Raw genomic sequence first — 19,850 nt, 5'->3', positions numbered from 1 at the left:
CTCTCTGTTTTTGGGTTAAAACGCGTCACAGGGGAAGCGGACTCCGGCGCACCGGCGTGCATCCTCGAGAATCTGTGCGGCTTCCAGACTGTACTCCATGAGCGTGTCGTGGTATGCCCAGTCCTGTTCGTTTAAGATGCGGGCGAAAGCCTGGAATTCGGGTACCATGCGGTAGGGCGGGTTGTCCTCCACGTGTACCTCGCGCTGTCCATCGTGGTAGTCGATCGTGTACCCGGTCATGCAGCTGACCGGCCCTTCGATGGACAGCACACCGCGCTCACCCTCGATGACCGAGGTTTGACGGGAAGCACAGTCCTTGGCGCCGACGCACACGGCCTGGAAGGTCGGATAGCGACACAGCGCAATGCCGCTTGTGTCAATGCCGCGGGCGATGTTGGCTGCGTACTGTACTGCGGCAGGCTTGCCGAACAGACCGACCAGCGCGTGAATGTTGTAGACGTTGATGTCCATGAGCGCACCGCCCGACTGTGCCGGGTCGAAGGCAGGCTGGACAATGCCTTGCAGGAAGGCATCATAGCGGGAAGAGTATTGACTGTAATTGAGGCTGACAATCTTGATGGGGCCGAGCTTGGCAAGGTCGCGCCGCATGGCCTGATAGGCGGGCAGGTGATAGAGGGTCATGGCCTCGAGCAGCATGACGCGGTTCTGTTTGGCCACGTCGATCAGCGTGCGCAGCTCGTCCACGTTGGAGGTCATGGGCTTTTCACAGATGACGTGTTTGCCGTGCTCGAGTGCCCGCCCCGCAAAAGAGAAGTGCAGATGATTGGGCAGGGCGACATAGATCACGTCGACCTCGCTTTGCAGCATCTCGTCGTAGTCGGTCACACACCGGCCAATGTGGTACTGCGCGGCCAGCCGCTCGGCGCGTTCCACGCTGCGCGGTGTGCTCAGAATGGACACGGCCTCAAAGTCCAGTTCGGCCAGATGGGGCAGAAATTCCTGTACAATTTTCCCGGTTCCCAGAATACCCAGGCGTAACATGATACATCACATCCAATTCTTGGTGTATAGCAAAAGTATAGCACATCGCCCGGCGTTTGTCAGGACGAAAAAAAGCCGCACGGCGGGTATGCCATGCGGCTGTGAAACACGGTTATCTGTGCATCGCGTCTGTTAAGTAATTTTCCAGCGTGTCCAGATCGCGCGGACAGGGCAGGTCAGGGGCTAACACACCCTTTTTGCACAGACGCTCGAACAGGGAGAGCACGGTGGGCGGGTGCAGATTGGTCTTGTGCAGCGCGTCGTGATCGGAGAATACCACGTCGGGCACACCGTGCAGCAGTACCTTGCCCTCGTGGAACAGGATGACCTCGTCCGCCCAAGCGTACGCGTAATCGACATCGTGGGTGGCCATGATGACCGTGATGCCGGCTTCGGTCATCTGCGCGACGATGCGGTTCACCATCTGGGTGTGCTTGGGATCGAGGGCGGCAGAGGGTTCGTCCAGAATGATGATCTCGGGATGCATGACCAGAATGTCCGCGATGGAGACCAGTTTTTTCTGTCCGCCGCTCAGCGCGTGGGTAGGTTTGTCGCGGAACGGCGTGATTTCCAGCGCACCGATGACCGCCTCGACCTCATCTCTGGCCTGCGGCTCGGATACCCCGAGGTTTAAGATGCCGAACGAGATTTCTTGGTAGACGCTGGCCGAAAAGAGCTGGTTGTCGGGGTCCTGAAAGACGATGCCGACCTTGCTGCGCAGCGCGAGCAGGCTTTTTTTATCGTAGGCGACCGGCTGGCCGTGGAAGTACAGCGTGCCGCGCTGGGGTTTGCAGATGCCGGTGCAGCACAGGGAAAAAGTAGACTTTCCGCTGCCGTTTGCGCCCATCAGGGCGATCTTCTGCCCACGGCAGATGTCGACGGACAGACCGGACAGCGCATAGGATGCGCCGTCGTCATAGGAAAAGAAGAGATCCTGTGCTTTTAAGATGACGTCAGTGTTCATATCAAATATTTACTCCAGATGGCCAGTGCGATGAGTGCGCTGTCAAACAGCACGATGGCCAGAATGACCGATTTTTTGGGCGGATGGGTTTGGGACAGCACGCGGATGGTGTCGTCATAACAGCGGGCTTCCATGGCGGTGTACAGCCGGTTGGAGCGGGTGACCGCGCGCAGCATGAGTGCCGAACCGAGCAGTCCGAAGGACTTCAGAGCGGTTTTGTAGTCCCGATTGCCCAGACGGCAGTGCTGAGAAGTCGTGATGGCCGAGGCCGTGTCCAAGAGCACGAAGATGAAGCGGTAGATGAGCAGCATGAGCTCGATGAGCAGCTTGGGACAGTGCAGACGGCGCAGGACTTCCAGAATGTCGGTGATGGGCGTGGTGAAGGACAGGAAATACAGACAGGACACCGCGGAGAGCGCGGTCAAAATCAGCTGCATGGCATAGAGCAGGGAGGACATGCTGGTGGTCAGATACCACCCGCCGAGCGGGATGGCAAAGAGATCCATGGGCGTGCGGCTGATATGAAAGAGGATGGCGGCGGTGCTCAGAAAGAGAAATGCCAGCGGGATGGTCAGAAATTTGAGGTAACGCAAAACAGGGACTCCTCCCTTTGCGACGGTCAGAGTCCCTGTAACGGCTAAGACGATTCCCGCCACTGCAATGGAACGACTCACCACGCAGATCAGCAGGGTGAGCACTGCAAAGGCGAATTTTTCTCCGGCATTCTCATATCTAAGCTTCGATTGATAACAAAGCTTATCTATGACGATCATGCGAATTTCCTTTCATAGGAGGGTTATTTTTGCTGTTTCATCCATTTTTTGCGCTCGACCAGACGACCCATCACGAAGGCAATCACGCCCACGCCGATGCCGGTCTGGATGCAGAAAAACAGGCTTTCGACCTCACCGGGCAGCTCGCGGCCGATGGCAGCTTCCAGAATGGGGGTTGCCCAGGGCTCGTAGGAGGAGTTGACCTGTTCGACAACCTGACTGCCTGCGTCGTCCGAGCCGCCGAACTCCGCGTCCTTGAGAACGAAGAGTGGAACCAGTGCGATCAGACAGATGGCCAGAATGATGGCGATGACACTCTTTTTCATATCACTCAGCCTCCCGTAAATATCCGATGGCGCGCAGTTCGGGCGCGGCGTACGATTCCAGACCCATGACGATCAGCACGGTGACCAGACCTTCGATGATGGCGAGGGGAAGCTGGGTCGGTGCAAAGACCAGCAGGAACTTGCCGAATGCGCCGAGGATGGTGGTGTCGGCGTGGTGCGCGAGCGCCAGCTGACCGGCGGTGATGCAGTAGGTGAACAGATCACCGAGGGCTGCGGCTAAAAAGACGCTGACCTTTTTGCTGACGTTGCACTTTTTGCACAGGGTGTACACGCCGAACGATACGAACGGGCCTGCAATGGCCATCGAGAAGGTGTTCGCGCCCAGCGTCGTCAGACCGCCGTGTGCGAGCAGCAGCGCCTGAAAGAGCAGGACGATCAAACCGAGGATGGAGACCGCGGTGGGGCCGAAGAGAATGGCGCCCAGACCGGTGCCGGTCATGTGCGAGCAGCTGCCCGAGACCGAGGGAATCTTCAGCGAAGAAATGACAAAGATGAATGCGCCGGACATGGCCAGCAGCGTGATGAGGTTTCTGCGCTCGCGCAGGGTTTTCTGAATGGACAGCAAACCGGCGATCAGGAAGGGGACACATAAGATGCCCCAGCCGATACAGTAAGCGGCGGGCAGATAGCCTTCCATGATGTGCATGGCCTGGCCGATCGGTGCGATGCCGACCGCGAGGGCAAGCGCAGCGGAAAGCGCAATCGCGCGTTTTTCTGTGCGGGTAAAGTGGGATTTGCTCATTTTTTTCTGTTCGCTCCTTTCTGGCTTGGACACGTACCGCGTACGGTACAAAAAAACCTGTCAGATCACTGACAGGCCATCAGGAGAACAAGAGGTTTCATTCGCGCAAGCGTGGTAGAATTGAGCGCTTGTGAGCCAACCTGTTCTTACACATGGCCATCGTTCGTAACCTGTGTAAATCGCATATACAAGGCAGGTCTTCTGACTTGGGCGTCACAGATGCATTTCGCCTTCCCAGTTTCCCAGTGACATGATAAAATGCAGCTCTTCCCTTACAGCGGCGGGACCGTGTGAGATTTTCACTCAGCTTTCCTATTCTCCTGCACATGCAGGCACCATTGTATATTCAATTCTACTTCAAAGTATATCCTGCCGGTCAGGGCTTGTCAATAAGTTGGCAAGGGATTGGGAGAGATAAAGTTGAGCGGAGAAAAAAGGGTTTATATAGACAAACCCCGTCCGGAAAAAGACCCGGACGGGGCAGGAGGAAAAAGTCAATATAGACTTGCGATGATGTCTACGCAGCGATCGATGCCGAGCGTGCCGCTGTTGAGCGTAATGTCGTAGTTTTGCGCGTGTCCCCACTTCATATCGGTATAGAACCGATGGTAGGCCGCACGACGCTTATCCTTGTCGCGCAGACGCTGTTCGGGTGAGGATTCGCGCTCGCCGTACACCTTGACGATGCGTTCAGCGCGGAATTTCATGTCGGCATGGATAAAGACTTTGAGACAGTCGGCGGTGTCGCGCAGGATGTAGTCGGCACAGCGGCCAACGATGACGCAGGGTTCTTTCTCGGCAAGATCGGTGATGATCTTGTACTGGATTTTCCACAGATAATCCTCGTTGGTGGGGCCGAAAGCGCGATTCCAGAGCGCGGAGGACAGACGACCGCCGGGCGCGTACTCACCGGCATCCTTGATGTAGTTTTCGTTGAAGCCGCTTTGGGCGGCAATCTGTCCAATGAGCTCGTTGTCGTAGCAGGGAATCCCCAGTTTTTCCGCGGTTTTTTTGCCGATTGTTCGGCCACCGCTGCCAAATTCACGGCTGATGGTGATGACTCGGTTTTTCATATCAAACACACTCCTTTTCCGGTTGCTTGCAGCAATCAAGCGGCCATTTTTTTGAGTTTTTTCATTTCATAGACGATCATAGCCAGTGCGAGGATGAAGGCCAGAGCATCGGCAGTCGGACCGGCCCAGAGCACACCGACAACACCCATCGCCTTGGGCAGCAGCAGGGCAACCGGGACGAGGAACACGATCTGTCGGGACAGCGTGACGACGGCCGACTTGATGGGCTTGCCGATTGCCTGCAAGTAGATGGCGGCGACGGTCTGGAAGCCGTTGAGCGGGCAGAGCATGAGGAAGATGCGGAAGCACTTGACCGCAAATTCGTTGTACAGACCTTCCTCAGAGCCGAAGATCGAGACCACGCTCATCGGTGCGAACTGGAAGATAAAGAAGGCGATGATGGCGATAATCTCGGCGGCAGCAATGGCGACTTCAAAGGCACGCTTGACGCGGTGGAAGTTTTTGCAGCCGTAGTTGAAGCCGATGACCGGCTGCGCACCGATTGCGATGCCGACCAGAATGGACAGCATGATCTGGTTGACCTTCATGACGATGCCCATGGCGGTCAGCGGAATCTCGGAGCCGTAAACCGAAGCCGCACCGTAGACGGCGAGCAGGTTGTTGAAGAGCGCCATCACGATGGTAATTGCAATCTGGGTGATGAAGCTGCTGACACCTAAGCTAAGGACACTTAGACAGACGCGCTTGTGCAGACGCAGCGCCGAGCGGTCGAAGTGGAAGGTCTTGAAGCGGGGGAGATAGAAGATAGAGACGAGAAAGGAGATAATCTGGCCCAGAATGGTCGCGATGGCCGCGCCGCGCACACCCATATCAAAGATAAAGATGAAGATGGGGTCAAAGACGGTGTTGATGATGGCACCGAGCAGCATGGAGACCATGGCGAATTTGGGACTGCCGTCCGCACGAATCATGGCGTTGAGCGCGGTTGAGATCATGGTGAAGGGCAGGCCGATGGCGATGACATAGCCGTACTCCAGCGCGGCCGGGCGCAGGACGTCGGTTGCACCGAACAGGGTCAGGATGGGGTTCATAAAGACGATGGTGATGACCAGCATGGCGATACCGGCAATGGTAATCATGACGGCTGCATTTCCCACACCCTTTTTGACGCTGTCCAGATCACCTTCGCCTAGTTTTAGGCTCAGATAAGCAGCACCGCCGTCACCGATGAGCACGGCAAGCGCGAGGGCAATGATGGTGATGGGGAAGACGACGTTTGTCGCACCGTTGCCCAGATATCCGACACCCCAGCCAATAAAAATCTGGTCGACGATGTTGTAGAGTGCGTTTACCACCAGCGAAATGACACAGGGGATGGCGAATTTGACGATCAGCCGACCCACCGGTTCGGTTGCAAACGCACTTTTGTCCTGATGCGAAGCGTGTTCCATTTGTAAAGACTCTCCTTTTCGTATGATTGCATATTAAGTAACTGGTTACGTATTTGTTCAAAAAAATCAGACTGCGAGCCCATGGAAAGCGCTTGGCCCACAGTCTGGGGTCAAAATATCGATAATCGGGTAATTTTACGAGGATTCCAGGTCGATATTGTTCAGAATCATGCCGATGGTCTGCATCAGCATCTCTTTCTGCTCCTCGGTGAAATTTGCACACAGCTCGGACAGGACCTCGGCATCGTGCGCGAGAATGACCTCGTGGATACCGGCCGATTGGTCGGTACAGGTGATTTTTTTGTATCGGCGGTCCTTGCTGCTGGGGACACAGCGGATAAATCCCTTGCTCTCCAATCGCTGCAGCAGTTTGGTCATGGCCGGGTGGGTCACGTGCTCAATGCGTTCCAGATCGATCTGGTGGATTTCGGTTTGTCCCGCGGCTTCCAGACGGCTGATCGAGCCCAATACGCGAAGCTGCACCGATGTCAAACCCATCGAGGAGGCTTTTTCATCCATTTTTTTGCGGAATGCCCGATTGATGATTGCAATTTTCAGGCCGAAAGGCATCATGCCCGACATCACTCCATTTCTCACAAATAGGTAACCTATTACCTAGTATAGGAGCTTTGATATGGTTTGTCAAGCGAGGGACGGTTTTAGGGACAGGGAAAGCACATGGGTTTTTGTGGAAATCTGAGTTAGCCATTGACAACTTTGTGGGTTGTGGGTATAATAATTTGCGAAACTGTCGCAAATTCGAGATGGGGTGAAATCTTGCCGCGATACAGTACCAGGCAGCGCGAGGCGCTGCTCGCCTTTTTGAATGCACACGGCCACGAGCTGCTGTCAGCCAGCCAGATCGCTGACGGCCTGCGCGCACAGCAGGTCAGCATCAGCGCGGTCTACCGCAATCTGGCCGACCTCGAGCGCGAGGGCAAGGTGCGCAAGCACACGCAGAACGGCTCGCGTACGACCCTGTACCAGTATGTCGTCGCCGATTGCTGCCGGGGACGGCTGCATCTGTGCTGCACTGTGTGCGGCCGGACCGTGCATCTGGAAGACCAGCTGGCGCAAAAGATGATGCGCCACTTTGAGGAGTATGCCGGCTTTACCATTATCCCGGCGGACACCGTGATTCGCGGTGTTTGCAGCCGGTGCAAGAAAGATTGAACGAACAGGAGGGGACAGCCATGAAAAAGTATAAGAGATTGTTTGCGGCACTGCTGGTTTTGGCAGTGGCCATTGTCATGCTGTCCTCGGCGGTTTACATTGCCGTGCAGGCAGATCATGACTGTACGGGTACGGATTGCCAGATCTGTTATCACATTGCAAGCTGTCAGCAGACGCTCAAGCAGGTGGCATTGACCGGAAGCGCAGCCGCGGCTGCCGCTGCCGTGACCTATGTCCTGTGCGGCGGACTGCTATGCGCGGAGAGGCTGTTTGCCTCGTGTACACTGGTCTCACTGAAGGTAAAACTATCCAATTAAATACGGGGGATGTGTCTAGGGGTAAAGTCTGCTCATTTTGGGTAGGCTTTTACGGCGCTGCCGTTACCCTGGTATTTTTATACCCATTTTTCCCGTTTTGCCATAATTTTGGAGGTTTTACTGGTATGAAAAAAATCATTGCTGCCGCCACGGCTCTGCTTGTCGCGGCGGGTATGTTCACTGGATGCGGCGCGAATGCCAAGCCGACCGCCCAGGATAACAAGCTCAAGATCGTTACGACCATTTTCCCCGAGTATGACTGGACACGCGAGATCCTGGGCGACCAGAGCGAGCGGGCGGAGGTCACCATGCTGCTCGACAACGGTGTCGATCTGCACAGCTACCAGCCCACAGCGGAAGATCTGATCAAGATCGCCGAGTGCGATCTGTTTATCTACGTCGGCGGCGAGTCGGACGGCTGGGTCGAGAGTGCGCTGGCGAGCACGTCCAACCCGGAGCGCAAGGTCATCAACCTCATTGACACGCTGGGCGACAGAGTAAAGCTTGAGGAAGTGGTCGAGGGCATGCAGGAGACCGAACATGACCATGACCACGAGGAAGGCGAAGAGCATGACCATGACGACGATCATGCGCACGATGCGGACGAGGAACACAGCGACGCGGATGACCATGATCACGACCATGAAGCCGAGACCGACGAACACGTTTGGCTGTCGCTGAGAAATGCGCAGGCTGTATGTCAGGCGATCGCCGAAAAGCTCGGAGAGATCGACCCCGAACACGAGCAGACCTATCTTGACAACGAGATGGCGTATATCGACAAGCTGGCTGCGCTGGATGCCAAGTATCAGGCAGCCGTGGACGCGGCGAATAAGAAGACGCTGGTCTTTGGCGACCGCTTTCCGTTCCGCTACCTGACCGAGGACTATGGACTGAACTATTATGCGGCCTTTGTGGGCTGTTCGGCAGAGACCGAGGCCAGCTTTGAGACCATCCGTTTTCTGGCGGAAAAGACCGATGCGCTGGGACTTGGCCACGTGCTGACCATTGAAAATCCCAACCATAAGATCGCCGAGACTGTTGTCGCCAACACGACCGGCAAAAACCAGCAGGTACTGTCGATGAATTCCATGCAGTCGGTCACGTCCAAGGATGTTGCCGAGGGCGCGACCTACCTGTCCATCATGGAACACAATCTGGAAGTGCTGACGCAGGCACTGCAGTAAGGAGAGAACCAAATGCCCCAGCTTACTTGTGAAAATCTGACCGTCGGGTATGACGGCAAAAAGGTGCGGGAGGATGTGTCGTTCGCGGTCGAGCGCGGCGACTATCTGTGCATCGTCGGTGAAAACGGCTCCGGCAAAACAACTCTTATGAAGACGATTCTCGGCTTGCAGTCTCCCATCAGCGGAAAGATTCTCATGGGTGAGGGGCTCAAACCGACCGAGATCGGTTATCTGCCTCAGCAGACCGAGGTGCAGAAGGATTTCCCGGCATCGGTGCGTGAGATCGTGCGCTCGGGCTGCCAGAGCCGGTGCGGCCTGCAGCCATTTTACACCCGAGCAGAAAAGCAGATGGCGCAGGAGGCAATGTGCAAAATGCGCATTGACGACCTGGCCGGACGCTGCTACCGTGAACTGTCCGGCGGTCAGCAGCAGCGCGTCCTGTTGGCACGCGCCCTGTGCGCCACGCAGAAAATGCTGCTGCTCGACGAGCCGGTATCCGGTCTGGACCCGGCAGCGACCGCCGAGATGTACCGCCTGATCGAACAGCTCAACCGCGAGGACGGCATCACCATTTTAATGATCTCGCACGATGTCGGCGCGGCGGTCAAGGCCGCAAGCCACGTCCTGCACATCGGAGAGACCACCTTTTTCGGTACCAAGGCGCAGTATCTGCACCACATCGCACAGGAGGGAGGAGAGGACACCCATGTATGAGCTCGTGCAAAAACTCGGCCAGTACTGGCAGTATCCCTTTGTCCGTTACGCCCTGATTGCCGGTGTACTCATCGCGCTGTGTTCCTCGCTGCTCGGTGTGATTCTGGTGCTCAAGCGCTTTTCCTACATCGGAGATGGCCTGTCACACATCGCGTTTGGCGCGATGGCGGTCGCGGCCGTGATGAACCTGACCAATAACATGCCGCTCGTGCTGCTCGTGACCATTTTGTGCGCGGTGTTGCTGCTGCGCGGCGGACAGAACGCCAAAATCAAGGGCGATGCAGCGCTGGCCATGATCTCGGTCGGCTCGCTGGCCATCGGCTACCTGATTATGAACCTGTTTTCTACTTCGGCCAATATTTCGGGTGATGTATGCAGCACGCTGTTCGGCTCGACCTCGATTTTGACCCTGTCGGCGTACGATGTTTGGGCGTGTGTCATCCTGTCTATCGTCGTTGTCGTCGCTTTCATCGTGCTGTACCACAAGATCTTCGCCGTGACCTTCGACGAGACCTTCGCCAAGGCGACCGGTATGAAGGTGGAAGCGTACAACCTGTTTCTCGCCGTGCTGACCGCGGTCATCATCGTGCTGGCCATGAATCTGGTGGGCTCGCTGCTGATCTCCGCGCTGGTCATCTTCCCGGCGGTGTCGGCAATGCGTGTTTTTCGCAGCTTCAAGGCGGTCATGCTGTGCGCGGCGGTTATCTCGGTCATCTGCGCGGTGCTGGGGATTTTGACGTCCATCCTCGCAGGTACACCGGTCGGCTCGACCATCGTTGCGGTCAATATCGTCATGCTGATCGTCTTTGCCGTGTTGGGCAAGGTTTCGGGAGGTGCACGCGCATGAGAAAGGTGATCTATGTCCTTGCGCTGTGCCTGATGACCGTTTGGCTGAGCGGCTGCGCGGGCGGACAGCAGCCGCCCAAGACCGCAGGGTCGGTGCAGGCGATTTTGGATGCAGCCGAGAAGGACACGACTTCAGCCACTGCGAGCAAACCGGAGACCACGACAGACGCACCGGCATCGGACGCGCCTGCGCCGTCGTCTAACACGGATACGACGGGCGATGTGCTGCCGCAGACCCAGCCCAAGCCCGAAAACATCGGCAAGACCGTCGACCTGACCACCATGAGCAGTACCATGGTCTACGCCGAGGTGTTCAGTATGACACGTTTTCCCGAAGACTATCTGGGCAAGACCATCACGATGCGCGGACAGTTCACCGTGTACGGCAACACCAAGAGCGGAACGCCGTATTTTGCGGTCGTCATTGCCGACGCGACGGCGTGCTGCTCGCAGGGCATCGAGTTTGTCCTTGCCGGGGAACACACCTACCCGGACGATTACCCCAAGGAGGGCGACGAGATCACCGTTACCGGACAGTATCAGTCGTACGAAGAGAGCGGCGGCGTGTATTATCACCTCGCGGATGCCGAGATCGTATCCGAATAAAAATAGTGCAATCGAAAAGCCGAGCCCGTCACAGGACTCGGCTTTTGTGTCGGTGGCCTTATGCGGCTGTGAGCAGCCTGCGCAATTTTGCCGCAACTTGCCGCAAAATACCGCATTGAAAAGTTTGCCTGCATGATGTAAGATAAGAATAGCTTGTTTGCGGCACCGAGATGCATTCAATCTGGAAGGATGGCATTTCGAAAGCTGTTTGCACCGGATATGGGAGGACATACCAGCAATGCTTTATAATGAACGTGCGGAGCTGATTTTACAGCAGATTCAGCTGCAATCGACCGTAAAAGTCAATGAGCTCAGCCAGCTGCTTCAGGTATCAGTGGACACGGTGCGCCGTGATTTGAAGTTGATGGAGCAAAATGGACTGATTAAATGTGTGCGAGGCGGAGCGTGTTTGCCCGAATCGCTGGCCTCGATCTCCAATTTTACCGGCAGAGAGGTCATCCATAGCGATCTCAAGCGCGAAGCGGCACGCAAAGCCCTTGCGTATATCGAGCCGGAGAGCGTGGTTGCGCTCAATTCGGGTACGACCAACACCATTTTGGCGCAGGAAATGGCGTCCATGAATGAAAAATTCACGGTTGTGACCAACAATCACGCAGCGGTCAATATCTTGATGCAGAATCCAAACATCCGCTTGATCGCGGTGGGCGGAATGATCGACGCGCAGGAACAGTCGACCTACGGAACGGTCTGCGAGCAGGAATTTGCGCAGTATTACCCGGATATCGCCTTTTTGTCCATCAATGCAATCAACTATAAGAATGGGTATACCGATTTCCGCCTCAATGAAATCGGCATCATCCAGACGCTTGCCCGGGTGGCAAAACAGACCATTGCGGTCATGGACTCGAGCAAACTGGGAAAGTGTTCCAAAAGAAAGGCACTCGAACCCGATCAGGTAGATATTTTAATCATGGACGATCAGGTTCCGCAGAAGACACGCGAAAAATATGCCCAGAAAGGCATCATCATTCAATAATATTGTCATGTGAAGTGAGCAGTGCAAACCGGAAATTACCCGGTCTGCACTGCTTTTTTTCATGCGTTTTACAAACTCTTTTCGCAGCAGCAAAATGCCGTTTTTTGCGGCAAACTGGAGCGGCAACTGGAGAATTTCCCAAAAACCGAACGGTGGGACGGGGCATGCATGAGCAGTTTGGTCAGATAAAGCGAAGAAATGTATAGATGATCTGGTGCGGAGAATGGCGGAAAGCGATGGAAAATCCGGTATTTGACGGGGAAAAGACGGCGAGCCTGGGTGAGCACTTCTTTTAGGTTTTACATATTGTTTGCTGGAGGCTGCTTGTTTGTGCGGCGGTACGATGGGTATAATCAGCTTGTAAACAGCAAATACAAGCAGTAAACAGCAAAATGACGCAAAACAAGAAATTAGGAGTGTTACATGGATATGGGTAAGACGATTCAGATGGTCGTGTTTGACTGGGCAGGAACGACGGTGGATTACGGTTCCAGTGCACCGGCAGAGGTTTTCAATCGCGTGTTCCGCGCAGGCGGGATGTGCTTTAGCAAGGAGGAGATCAACCGCCCGATGGGCATGGAGAAGAAGGCGCACATTCGCGAGATGCTTTCCTCCAAGACCGGCACCGAGCAGTGGGAGAAGATTCACGGCCGTGCATGGACGGATGCCGATGTCGAGCATCTGTACCAGACCTTTGAAGGGGAGCTGTTCCAGGTCGTGACCGCGTACAGCACGCCCATTCCGGGTGTGGTAGAGACCGTGATGACGCTGCGTGAGCAGGGCATCAAGATCGGTTCGACCACCGGCTACACTTCGCAGATGATGGAACAGGTCATCCCGCGTGCGGCAGAGCTTGGCTATCAGGCCGACTGTGTGGTCACGCCCGACGTGACCGGCGCAAGCCGTCCGACCCCGTTTATGCTGTTCGAGTGCATGCGCCGCTTGAACGTGTACCCGCCGCAGGCTGTAGTTAAGGTAGGCGACACCGTGGTTGACATTCTGGAGGGCAAGAACGCAGGCACTTGGACGGTCGGTATTCTGACCGGTTCCAATCTGCTCGGACTGACCCAGCAGGAGTATGAGGACATGGCAGCGGACGAGCTGGAGCGCCGCAAGCAGCAGGCAGCCGAGCGTTACCGCGAAGCGGGTGCAGACTTTGTCATCGACTCCATCTGTGAGCTTCCCGCGGTGATTGCAGAGATCAACCACCGTATGGAGGAGGCACAGGCATGAACCAGTACTATAATCCGGTTCGCACCATCCAGGGCGTGGGCTGTGTCGAGGAGATCGGAGCGCTGCTGCGGTCGCAGGTACCGGAGGGCGCGCAGATTCTGCTGCTGGCCTGGAATGAATCGATATTTGAGCTGCCGGCATTTGCCGCACTGAACGATACATACAGCGTACATAAGGTATGTTTCAATGAATCTAACCCGACGGTCGAGCAGCTGTTTGACCTGTTCTGCCAGACCCGGGACTGCATCCCCGCATTTGTGATTGCGGTCGGCGGCGGCAGTATTATGGATGTCGGCAAGGCACTGTGCTGCCTGTACGGCAAGGAGATTGCCGACACCGACGCGCTGCGCCGCATCATTTCCAATAAGGAATACGGCAAACCGGCAGCGCGGTGGATTGGCGTACCGACTACGGCGGGCACGGGCAGCGAGACGACCTGCTGGGCGACCATCTGGGACCCGACCAAGGATTGCAAGCGCTCGATTGAGAGCCGGGACAATTACGCCTGGGCCGCGCTGGTCGATCCCGACCTCGCAGCGGGCATGCCGATCGGTCTTGCGGTCTCGTCCGCACTCGATGCCATGGCACACGCCGTCGAGAGCTACTGGGCGCGTGCGACCAACTGCGTATCGCGTGCGCTGGCATTGCAGGCCGTGCGCACCATCATGGGCGCGATGGATGACCTGCTAGACGGTAAGCCACAGGCACATGACGCGATGGCACAGGGCAGCATGCTGGCCGGTCTGGCATTCAGCAACACCAAGACGACTGCTTGCCACTCGATTTCCTATCCGCTGACCATGCACTATCACATTCCGCACGGTGCGGCAGTCAGCCTGCTGCTGGCGCCCATGCTCGCGGTCAATGCAGCAAAGATCACTAACCTGTCCGCTCTGCTCGATGCCTTGCAGGTGCGCAGCGCAGACGAACTCGAGAACCGCATCCGCGGCTATCTGGCGCGTGCCGGTCTGCCGGTTTCGCTGGAAGCCTGGGGTGTGCGCTGGGAAGACCTGCACCATCTGGCTGCACTCGGCCTGACACCCGGCCGCGCAGATAACAACCCGGTCGACATCAACCCGAAGATGATTGAAACCATTTTGGAGAAGGTATATCCGACCTACGAGATGAGCAAAGGAGCATAACCATGAATTACAGAAAGATGATGAGCCTGCTGGCAGCTTCCGCCCTGACCCTTTCCGCCCTGACCGGCTGCGGCGCAGCCAATGCAGACAGTTCCGAGACCGCACAGGCATCGGCTGGCGGCGAGGACGGCGTGTTCACGATCGCTTACGCACCCAACGAGTCCACCGCTGAGAGTGCGGACGCACGCAACGGTCTGGCAGAGGACCTCAGCGCGGTGCTGGGCTGTGAAGTCGAGGAGATTCAGGCGAGCGACTACAATGCCATCATTGAGGCGCTGCGCACGGGCAGTGCAGACATGGCGTATATGGGCTCGCAGGCGCTGGCACTGGGCGTCGAGCGCACCGATCTGGAACCGATCGTCATGAAGGCCGAGGACGGTGACCCGGAGAAGGCCATTTATCACTCTGTACTGATTGCAAGCAGCTCGAACGATGAAATCAACTCCATTGAGGACATCAAGGGCAAGACCATGGCCTTTGTCGATCCCGATTCCACCTCGGGCAATCTGGTACCCACCGCGGAGATCATCAAGGCATTCCCGGACGACAATCTCAATTCGGACATGCTGCACACCAACGGTGACTTCTTCGAGGCGGTCAGCTTCTCGGGCTCGCATCAGGCTGGCTTGCAGGCAGTCATCAAGGGTGACGTAGATGTTGTCCCGATCTCCGATCAGATTCTGGCATCTGAGATTGCAAACGGTAATGCAGCCGAGGACGATGTCAAGATCATTTACGAGTCGGGTGCGATTCCGGCCGAGGCTATAGTTGTAGCCGAGCACGTCGACGAGGCGACCCGCCAGACGCTGACCGACTTCCTGACCAGCTACGACAACGAGCAGTATTTCACCGATGTCATCAAGGTGCCGGGCGCACGCTTTGTCGAGTGTGATATGAGCGACTACGAGGACATCATTGAGCTCAACAAGATCATCAACGAATTTTAATTAAGGATATGGGGCGCAGGAGGCAGAACATGGAACCCATTTTGAAGTTTGAACAGGTATCAAAGCACTATCCCAACGGTGTGCATGCCCTCAAAAATGTATCGTTCGAGGTGCACGAGGGAGAATTTATCTCGGTCATCGGGCCGTCCGGCTCGGGAAAATCCACGCTCCTGCGTGCCATCAACCGTCTGATTCCGATCAGCGCCGGAACCGTCAGCCTGGAGGGCGAGGCGGTTTCCGGTCAGCACGGTCGGGGTCTGCGCAGACTGCGCCGCAAGGTAGGCATGATCTTCCAGAATTATAATCTGGTATACAGCCTGTCGGTACTGCAAAATGTACTGCACGGACGACTGGGCTATATGAGCGGACTTAAGGGCATTTTCGGCATGTACAGCGAGCAGGATAAGCGCGAAGCGCTCGATCTGCTGACCGAGCTGGACATGGATCAGTTCAGTTATAACCGCGCGTCCGACCTGTCGGGCGGTCAGAAGCAGCGCGTCGGCATTGCCCGCGCCATCATGCAGAATCCGCGCCTGCTGCTGTGCGACGAGCCCATCGCATCGCTGGACCCGTCGAGTGCAAAGACCATCATGGACTTGCTGCGCGACCTGTCGCAGCGGCGCAATATCGCCTGCATTGTCAACCTGCATCAGCTGGACGTGGCGATGAAGTATTCGACCCGCATCATCGGCCTGTGCAAGGGTGAGATTGTCTTTGACGGCTCTCCGGCAGCGCTGGACGAGGCGACGATTGAAAAGATTTACGGCACATCGCGCGAGAACCTGATGATTGGAGGGAAGCTGGATGACGCGAAAAATACCGCTGATTGCGCGTGATCTCAAAAAACTGTACACCGGTTTCCTGATTCTGTGTGTTGTGCTGTTTGCGGTCTGCACGGTGCTGACCGACTTTAGCCCCATGACGCTGTTTGCCAACAGCGACGCGTTCTGGGAGTTCATCACCGAGGACTTTCTGCCTCCGGCGCTGCCTAAGGCCAGCCGTATTCCGGGTGTCTTTGAGAGTGTGCTGGTGACGCTGGCGCTTGCCATGTCGGCGACCACGGTTGCAGCCATTCTGGCGTTTGTGGTTTCGCTGTTCGGCAGCGAAAAAGTCTCGCCGTTCCCGCGCTTTGCCAAGATCGTCCGCGGATTTGCCACCTTCCTGCGCAACATTCCCGCACTGGTCTGGGCGTTTATCCTGTTTTCCTCGCTGGGTATCGGCACCGGTGTCGGCTTTGTCGCCCTGTGCATCACAAGCTTTGCGTTTATGGTGCGTGCCTTTGTCGAGACCATGGAGGACGTGTCCCAGGACTGCGTCGAGAGCTTGCAGGCAGTCGGCGCGAGCTTCCCGCAGCGCGTCGCGCAGGCGATTCTGCCGTCCTGCCTAAGTGGATTTCTGTCCTGGTTCCTGTACTGCGTGGAGGTCAATATCCGTGCATCCACCATTGTCGGCATGGTTGGCGGCGGTGGCGTCGGCCTGACCCTGTTTTCCTACATCAAGAGCTTTCAGTATGACATTGCGCTGAGTATCATTCTGCTTATCGCCGTGATGGTCATTGCAGTCGATCGTGTGACCAGTAAGCTCCGAAAGGAGATTTTGAAATGAGTGAAAACCATAACGAGTGCATTTCGTTTCCGGCATCCAGACAGGGACGGCACAAGATTCCGGTCAAATGCCGTCAGCGCAACCGCTTTATTCCGGCATTCCTGATCGGTGTTGCGGTGCTCTCGGTGCTCAGCCTGATCTATCTGGGTATCGATTGGCCCAAGCTGTTCTCGCGTGTGCCCGATATCGGTGTGGTCTTCTGGCAGCTGGCGCATCTGGACGTGAGCCGTATGGATTTGGTGCTGTCCTCTCTGGTGGAGACCATTTCCATTGCCGTGCTGTCCCTGCTGTACAGTCTGCTGCTCGGTATTGGGTTCGGCATGTTGGCTGCGCGCAATGTCTTCCATGTTCCCATGCTGTCCACACTGACCCAGTCCTTTTTCACCTTCCTGCGTGCCGTTCCTACACCCGTATGGGTACTGCTCATGCTGGTATGTCTGGGCATGGGCCCGGAAGCCGGCGTTGCCGGTCTGTGTGTCCATACCACGGCATTTTTCACCAAATCCTTTGCCCAGAGCTTTGAGAGCATCCCGGATGAGACCATCGAAGCGCTGGAAGCCACCGGAACCGGTCGCCTGAGCATCTTTTTCAATGCCGTGCTTCCGGCATCGCTGTCCCAGATTGTAGCCTGGGCGGGCATGCGTCTGGAGACCAACTTTTCCGAGTGTGCCATTTTGGGCATGGTCGGCGCAGGCGGCATCGGCTATGTCATTTCCAACAGCCTGCAAGGGTATGACTACGGCACGGCAGGCATTGCAATTCTGCTGGTATTCCTGGTTGCGTACAGCATCGAGCGGGTGTTTGTACGAATCAAGAAGAAATTTTACTAAGCGTTCCCCGTTCTATCTTTACGATAGATCTCTTCTCTCTGCATGGGGCTGACCTTCGGGTCAGCCTCTTTTTTATTGTGTCCATATCATAGGAGGGGAGTGCTTCAAAATTTTTATTCTGATTTTTTGACAACAGGTTGCAAAGAAGTACCGGCAAGAAACCAACATATTTCCAGCATAAGCGCAAAAGTTTTTCGAACACAGGCGTTTGCCGTGCCTGTCTGGCAAAATGTATCTTTTACCGTCGTTTTGGTCAAGAAAAAATTGTGAAAATTGTCGCAAATGAAAATTGACAGATGGGGAACAGAGTGCTATAATCTAGATACTGGTTCTGAATTAAGAATGTTGTTCGAAATTCAGAACAAACAAGAGACGGACGTGAGAGCGGAATTGACGATTGCCCGTGTGTGCGATTTCGCGTGAAAATGCCCGTGTGTGTAACATTGCAAATGTTTTATATAAGGATGAAATTATTTAATTGATACAGGAGATGAGAGATCCTATGAAGAAAAAGTATGCCGTAATGGACGGTAACACGGCTGCCGCCCATGTGGCCTATGCCTTCACTGAGGTCGCGGCGATTTACCCGATCACGCCGTCCTCGCCGATGGCAGAAAAGGTGGATGAGTGGTCTGCGAAGGGCAAGAAGAACCTGTTTGGTTCGACCGTAGACGTCATCCAGATGCAGTCTGAGGCTGGCGCAGCAGGTACCTGCCACGGTTCTCTGCAGGCAGGCGCACTGACGACGACCTTTACCTCGTCTCAGGGTCTGATGCTGATGATCCCGGCGATGTACGCAATGGGCGGCCAGTTCCTGCCCAACGTCATGCACATCGCATCGCGCGTTGTCACCTCGAACCATCACTCCATCTTCGGCGATCATACCGACTTTATGACCTGCCGTATGACCGGCTATGCAATGCTGATGTCGTCCTCGCCCCAAGAGGCAATGGACCTCGGCGCAGTTGCGCATCTGTCGGCCATCCATGAAAAGTACGCATTCATGCACTGCTTCGACGGCTTCCGCACCTCGCACGAGATGCAGCGCATCGAGACCCTCGACTATGAGGATCTGCGCGGCCTGGTCGATTACGATGCCCTCAAGGCATTCCGTGCACAGGCACTGAACCCCGAGCACCCGACCAACCGCGGCAACAACGTAAACCCGGACATCTATTTCCAGTGTAAGGAAGGCGCAAACGTCAAGAGCGCAACCGTTCCGGAGACCGTTCAGCACTACATGGACGAGATCAACAAGCTGACCGGCCGTGATTACAAGCTGTTCAACTACTACGGCGCATCGGACGCAGAGGAAGTCATCGTTGTCATGTGCTCGGCTTCCGAGGCACTCAAGGAAACCGTTAACTACCTCAACCAGAACGGCCGCAAGGTTGGTATGGTGCAGATTCACCTGTACCGTCCGTTCTCGGTCAAGCACTTCTCGGATGCCATCCCGGCAACCTGTAAGAAGATCGCTGTTCTCGACCGCTCCAAGGAAGTTGGCTCGGTTGGTGAGCCGGTATACCTCGACGTATGCACCGCACTCAATCAGGCTGGCAGAACCGACATCCAGATCGTCGGCGGCCGTTACGGCCTGTCCTCCAAGGACACCACCCCGGGCCAGCTGGTTGCAGTTTATGACAACCTCGCACAGGATAAGCCCAAGAACAACTTCACCATCGGTATCAACGACGACGTAACTCATACCTCGCTCGACTACACCGAGGTTGAGATGGCTCATCCGGGCCAGGTATCGTGCAAGCTGTGGGGTCTGGGCGGCGACGGTACGGTTGGCGCAAACAAGAACGCCATTACTACCATCGGCCTGACTGCAAACAAGTACGCACAGGCATACTTCTCTTACGACTCCATGAAGTCGGGCGGTCTGACCCAGTCGCACCTGCGTTTTGGCGACGAGCCCATCCAGTCCACCTATCTGG

General features: G+C 56.0%; 22 protein-coding genes and 1 riboswitch. Of the genes, 14 read left to right on the top strand and 8 right to left on the bottom strand.

What is annotated here, in order from left to right; translation table 11 throughout:
• Window positions 1-15 precede the first annotated feature (15 nt).
• From B5F17_RS09585 to B5F17_RS09550, 8 genes are all read right to left on the bottom strand, one after another.
• Window positions 16-1,002, bottom strand: coding sequence for a Gfo/Idh/MocA family protein (locus tag B5F17_RS09585; protein ID WP_087373403.1), 987 nt, complete (start codon window positions 1,000-1,002; stop codon window positions 16-18).
• 112 nt (window positions 1,003-1,114) lie between these two features.
• Window positions 1,115-1,966, bottom strand: a complete 852-nt coding sequence (locus tag B5F17_RS09580; RefSeq protein WP_087373401.1) for an energy-coupling factor ABC transporter ATP-binding protein — start codon at window positions 1,964-1,966, stop codon at window positions 1,115-1,117.
• Window positions 1,963-2,739, bottom strand: a complete 777-nt coding sequence (cbiQ, locus tag B5F17_RS09575) for a cobalt ECF transporter T component CbiQ (RefSeq protein ID WP_087373399.1) — start codon at window positions 2,737-2,739, stop codon at window positions 1,963-1,965. The genes B5F17_RS09580 and cbiQ overlap by 4 nt, the downstream gene beginning before the upstream one ends.
• Window positions 2,740-2,762: 23 nt before the next feature.
• Window positions 2,763-3,074, bottom strand: a complete 312-nt coding sequence (locus B5F17_RS09570; protein ID WP_370814889.1) for a cobalt ECF transporter S component CbiN — start codon at window positions 3,072-3,074, stop codon at window positions 2,763-2,765.
• Window positions 3,067-3,828, bottom strand: coding sequence for an energy-coupling factor ABC transporter permease (locus B5F17_RS09565; RefSeq protein ID WP_143287721.1), 762 nt, complete (start codon window positions 3,826-3,828; stop codon window positions 3,067-3,069). The genes B5F17_RS09570 and B5F17_RS09565 overlap by 8 nt, the downstream gene beginning before the upstream one ends.
• Window positions 3,829-4,002: 174 nt before the next feature.
• Window positions 4,003-4,184: riboswitch (cobalamin riboswitch) on the bottom strand.
• A gap of 138 nt (window positions 4,185-4,322) precedes the next feature.
• On the bottom strand, window positions 4,323-4,901 hold the full coding sequence (locus B5F17_RS09560; RefSeq protein WP_016148496.1) for a cytidylate kinase-like family protein: 579 nt from the start codon (window positions 4,899-4,901) through the stop codon (window positions 4,323-4,325).
• A gap of 35 nt (window positions 4,902-4,936) precedes the next feature.
• Entirely contained in the window at window positions 4,937-6,313 is a 1,377-nt protein-coding gene (locus tag B5F17_RS09555) for an MATE family efflux transporter (RefSeq protein WP_087373397.1), read from the bottom strand.
• 135 nt (window positions 6,314-6,448) lie between these two features.
• A complete protein-coding gene (locus B5F17_RS09550; protein WP_242968733.1) occupies window positions 6,449-6,832 on the bottom strand; it encodes a MarR family winged helix-turn-helix transcriptional regulator in 384 nt (127 codons plus the stop codon).
• 258 nt (window positions 6,833-7,090) lie between these two features.
• Here B5F17_RS09550 and B5F17_RS09545 point away from each other — a divergent pair, with 258 nt between their 5' ends.
• From B5F17_RS09545 to B5F17_RS09480, 14 genes are all read left to right on the top strand, one after another.
• The gene (locus tag B5F17_RS09545; RefSeq protein ID WP_040332877.1) at window positions 7,091-7,486 is read left to right on the top strand and encodes a Fur family transcriptional regulator; all 396 of its coding nucleotides are present in this window, start codon (window positions 7,091-7,093) and stop codon (window positions 7,484-7,486) included.
• A gap of 20 nt (window positions 7,487-7,506) precedes the next feature.
• The gene (locus tag B5F17_RS09540) at window positions 7,507-7,803 is read left to right on the top strand and encodes a hypothetical protein (RefSeq protein ID WP_087373391.1); all 297 of its coding nucleotides are present in this window, start codon (window positions 7,507-7,509) and stop codon (window positions 7,801-7,803) included.
• Window positions 7,804-7,928: 125 nt separating this feature from the next.
• The gene (locus B5F17_RS09535) at window positions 7,929-8,990 is read left to right on the top strand and encodes a metal ABC transporter substrate-binding protein (protein WP_087373389.1); all 1,062 of its coding nucleotides are present in this window, start codon (window positions 7,929-7,931) and stop codon (window positions 8,988-8,990) included.
• 12 nt (window positions 8,991-9,002) lie between these two features.
• Window positions 9,003-9,704, top strand: coding sequence for a metal ABC transporter ATP-binding protein (locus B5F17_RS09530; protein WP_087373387.1), 702 nt, complete (start codon window positions 9,003-9,005; stop codon window positions 9,702-9,704).
• Complete coding sequence (locus B5F17_RS09525; protein WP_087373385.1) at window positions 9,697-10,551, top strand: metal ABC transporter permease; 855 nt, start codon at window positions 9,697-9,699, stop codon at window positions 10,549-10,551. The genes B5F17_RS09530 and B5F17_RS09525 overlap by 8 nt, the downstream gene beginning before the upstream one ends.
• Window positions 10,548-11,156, top strand: a complete 609-nt coding sequence (locus B5F17_RS09520; protein ID WP_087373383.1) for a hypothetical protein — start codon at window positions 10,548-10,550, stop codon at window positions 11,154-11,156. The genes B5F17_RS09525 and B5F17_RS09520 overlap by 4 nt, the downstream gene beginning before the upstream one ends.
• Before the next feature lie 238 nt (window positions 11,157-11,394).
• Window positions 11,395-12,153: a DeoR/GlpR family DNA-binding transcription regulator gene (locus B5F17_RS09515; RefSeq protein ID WP_016148487.1), complete on the top strand. Its 759-nt coding sequence runs from the start codon at window positions 11,395-11,397 to the stop codon at window positions 12,151-12,153.
• 429 nt (window positions 12,154-12,582) lie between these two features.
• Window positions 12,583-13,386, top strand: coding sequence for a phosphonoacetaldehyde hydrolase (gene phnX, locus B5F17_RS09510; RefSeq protein WP_242968732.1), 804 nt, complete (start codon window positions 12,583-12,585; stop codon window positions 13,384-13,386).
• Window positions 13,383-14,528, top strand: a complete 1,146-nt coding sequence (locus B5F17_RS09505) for a phosphonoacetaldehyde reductase (protein ID WP_087373378.1) — start codon at window positions 13,383-13,385, stop codon at window positions 14,526-14,528. The genes phnX and B5F17_RS09505 overlap by 4 nt, the downstream gene beginning before the upstream one ends.
• 2 nt (window positions 14,529-14,530) lie before the next feature.
• Complete coding sequence (locus B5F17_RS09500) at window positions 14,531-15,475, top strand: phosphate/phosphite/phosphonate ABC transporter substrate-binding protein (RefSeq protein ID WP_016148484.1); 945 nt, start codon at window positions 14,531-14,533, stop codon at window positions 15,473-15,475.
• Between the two features lie 29 nt (window positions 15,476-15,504).
• Complete coding sequence (gene phnC / locus B5F17_RS09495; protein WP_087373376.1) at window positions 15,505-16,311, top strand: phosphonate ABC transporter ATP-binding protein; 807 nt, start codon at window positions 15,505-15,507, stop codon at window positions 16,309-16,311.
• Window positions 16,280-17,080 (top strand): phosphonate ABC transporter, permease protein PhnE, encoded by an 801-nt coding sequence (gene phnE, locus B5F17_RS09490; RefSeq protein ID WP_087373374.1) that lies wholly within the window; start codon window positions 16,280-16,282, stop codon window positions 17,078-17,080. The genes phnC and phnE overlap by 32 nt, the downstream gene beginning before the upstream one ends.
• Window positions 17,077-17,910 (top strand): PhnE/PtxC family ABC transporter permease, encoded by an 834-nt coding sequence (locus B5F17_RS09485; RefSeq protein ID WP_087373372.1) that lies wholly within the window; start codon window positions 17,077-17,079, stop codon window positions 17,908-17,910. The genes phnE and B5F17_RS09485 overlap by 4 nt, the downstream gene beginning before the upstream one ends.
• Before the next feature lie 502 nt (window positions 17,911-18,412).
• The coding region (locus tag B5F17_RS09480; RefSeq protein ID WP_206396718.1) for a 2-oxoacid:acceptor oxidoreductase family protein at window positions 18,413-19,850 on the top strand (1,438 nt) is incomplete at its 3' end.

It is taken from the genome of Butyricicoccus pullicaecorum, from assembly GCF_002160355.1.
GTDB classification, from domain to species: Bacteria; Bacillota; Clostridia; order Oscillospirales; family Butyricicoccaceae; genus Butyricicoccus; species Butyricicoccus pullicaecorum.
Note: the sequence above shows the minus strand (reverse complement) of the source record. Positions and strands in the feature narration are given on the sequence as shown.